Annotated in this window: 2 protein-coding genes and 1 pseudogene; 1 reads left to right on the top strand and 2 read right to left on the bottom strand. The window is 46.4% G+C overall.

Annotated elements, in window-relative coordinates:
• Positions 1-329, bottom strand: a pseudogene (gene istB, locus LIX84_RS23220) (IS21-like element ISVch3 family helper ATPase IstB); the annotation flags it as partial.
• 11 nt (positions 330-340) lie between these two features.
• Positions 341-1873 carry an IS21 family transposase gene (gene istA / locus LIX84_RS23215; RefSeq protein ID WP_226422264.1) on the bottom strand — a complete coding sequence of 511 codons (1533 nt, stop codon included), beginning with the start codon at positions 1871-1873 and terminating at the stop codon, positions 341-343.
• 200 nt (positions 1874-2073) lie between these two features.
• Here istA and LIX84_RS23210 point away from each other — a divergent pair, with 200 nt between their 5' ends.
• A complete protein-coding gene (locus tag LIX84_RS23210; protein ID WP_226422263.1) occupies positions 2074-2535 on the top strand; it encodes a DUF2513 domain-containing protein in 462 nt (153 codons plus the stop codon).
• The last annotated feature ends 121 nt before the right edge of the window (positions 2536-2656 follow it).

Here is a 2656-nt window from a genome sequence, read left to right as displayed (position 1 = left end):
CCTGCACCTGTTGGGCCTGTGATCAAGATATTCTGGTGCTTATGTAGATAACTGCCCGTTAGAAGTTCGCTCATCTGTTTGCGATTGAGATTTCGTCCTTCTTTGTAGATGAGTTGGCTTGGCTGCGCATCCACTCTCAGCTTGGCTTGTCGTTTTAAGCGTTGGATTTTGGTCTGATTGCGATTCAAGATTTCACTTTCCAGAAGCAGGCTTAGCCTTTCCTCGAAGTCCAGCTCTGCGTAGGTGCTCAGTTGTTCTTGTTGCTGCTCTAACGCTTTCACTGCATGACTCAAGCGGAGGGTTTTGAGTTGGTCGTTCAGTGCGTTCATTTGTATTTCTCCTAGTGATAACAGTTCGGGCCACGAACATTGCTGTGAACAAGGTTCGGCGTGCTCGTGTTGTCTTTGCTCAGTTGTCCTTCACGATTGTTCTTCAGCAGATTGTTGATGAAGGTGTAGTTCGGTTTTGTCAGCATCAGCGCATCTTTACAGGCTTGCTCTAAGCGCGGTTCGCCATGCGCTTTACTCAGATTGAGCAGCCCAAGGCAGGAGCGATACGACTGCTCTGGATGAGGCTTGGAGTTGAGCATCTTATTGACGACTTCTCGTGTGGCTGGGCCGATATTGGCTCCCCAGTTGAGCAGGCGTCCAGGCGACCACTTCTGATGTTGATGATTACTCGGCATGTGCTCTGGTTGGGTGCTGTTTCCGCGCTCTCTTTGGCTGCGTGGATGCTGGGCGACCAAGTTACCTTGATGGTAGATCTGCACCAGACGGCTGGAGGCTTCCAGCTCGACATAGTGGCCAACAAGTTGATGGGGAACCGAGTAGTAATGGCGGCGATATTCGATGTGATAATCAGGCCCAACTTTGGCTCGCTTGGTTTCGGTATATAGATATCGCTGCTTAGGAAGGGGCTTTAACGCGGGTTTATCGAGTTTGTCGAACAGCGCTTTACGACTTGCACCATACTGTTTCATCTCACGTTGGTTTAAGTCATTCATCAGCTCACGGATGGCAAGGTTCAGCTCTTTGAAGGTATAGAAGGTTTGATGGCGAAGTCGCATCATGATCCAACGTTCCACTAGGAGGACGGCATTCTCTGCCTTGGCTTTGTCTTTCGGTTTGTAAGGACGAGCGGGCATTACGGCAGTTTGATAGTGATTCGCCAGTTTCTGATAGCTGTCGTTAAGCCTAGGTTCATAACGGTTAGCTTTGCTGACCGCGCTACGTAGATTATCGGGAACCAAGAGTTGTGGTACGCCGCCGAAGTGTTCGAACGCATTAGCGTGCGCCTCTAACCAGTAGGACTTACCTTGACTCGGGAAGGCTTCAACATAGGTGTAATTAGACGCGCCTAAGGTCGCCACGAACACTTCTGCTTCACGCACTTCGCCAGTGTCAGGATTGACTACCTGAAGCCGAGGGCCACAGTAATCGATAAACAGCTTATCACCTGCCACATGGAGCTGACGCATACTGCGTTTTTGGGTTTTGAACCAACGAGTGAAGTGTTCGCAGAACTGAGTGTAAGCGTAAGCTTGCTCTTGATATTGCTCATGATATTCCTGCCAAAGCAACATCTTCGTCATACCTTTACGTCTGAGTTCGACAGCGTATTGAGTGAAGTCTGGAATGACTTTATCGCGACTGACTTTCTTGCCGTGATACAGAGCTTGAGTGATATCAGCATCGCTACAACTTTCAGGCAGAGGCCAACCAAGTTGGCTTTGTTTAAAGCGAGTAAGGAGCTCCGATATGGTGGACGGGCCGAGTTTCAGGCAAGAAGCGATGCTACGATTTGAGAGGCCGCAGTCGTACTTAAGGCGTAATACTTCTTTGATTTTGTTCATTGGAGTTCTCTTTTTGGCCATGGTCGCTTCCTTACGTTCTTGTTTAAGAAGTAAAGAATAGCGAGCTATTGATTTAAAAGAGAAAAAGGAAAGATTTCGGGCATTCCGATCGCGGTTTTCGCTATTCCGATCACCGATTTCGGAGTTAGGCTAAAAGTGATCGGATAATCGCGGAATCAGTGATCGGTTTAAACCGAAATGGGTGATCGGATAATCCCGAAATGACTGATCGGAATGCTCCGAAATATGCAATGAGAATAGACTTAGAGTACATAGCAACAATACTAAATGTTTTCATTGCATCTGAAACGGCTCATATCACGATCTACGATATCGAGAATTCGGGTGTAGCGGTATATGATGAGAACCACAAAGGGCTTAACGAAAAGTTTGTATTTCACGCCCAGTTGCTAGTTGAGAATGGCTTAGTCAGTGATAGTGCATTGAGGTCTGACTCATTAAATACTTTTGGTATAACACTTCAAAAGAACAGTTTCTCTGTTATGCCAAAAGATATTCGTCTAACTCAGCAGGGGCACGACTTTGCAAATGCTCTAGCCAATAAAGAAGTACGATCTACGTTGACGGATAAGTTCAAAGATGCACCTTTTCAATTGCTGTTTAGTGCCAGTCAAAAAATCATGGAACATGTCTTACTAAAACAAGTTGATGCATTCCTGTAAAAATTTGTATAACAAACAGTTCAAGAGGGATTCACAACGCGTGGCATTTTTACTATGCGTTGGTATTAGTGTTTAAGGTGGTATGCAGCAGCTTTGGTATTGCGTTGTTCACCCCTTAACT

The sequence above is a fragment of the Vibrio sp. E14 genome, from assembly GCF_020515785.1.
Taxonomy (GTDB): domain Bacteria; phylum Pseudomonadota; class Gammaproteobacteria; order Enterobacterales; family Vibrionaceae; genus Vibrio; species Vibrio diabolicus.
This window is presented reverse-complemented; position numbering and strand designations above follow the sequence as displayed.

Bases quoted from the DNA above. Each gene is read 5' to 3' on its own strand.
- istA (WP_226422264.1), bottom strand. From the start codon at position 1,873: ATGGCCAAAAAGAGAACTCCAATGAACAAAATCAAAGAAGTATTACGC.
- LIX84_RS23210 (WP_226422263.1), top strand. From the start codon at position 2,074: ATGACTGATCGGAATGCTCCGAAATATGCAATGAGAATAGACTTAGAG.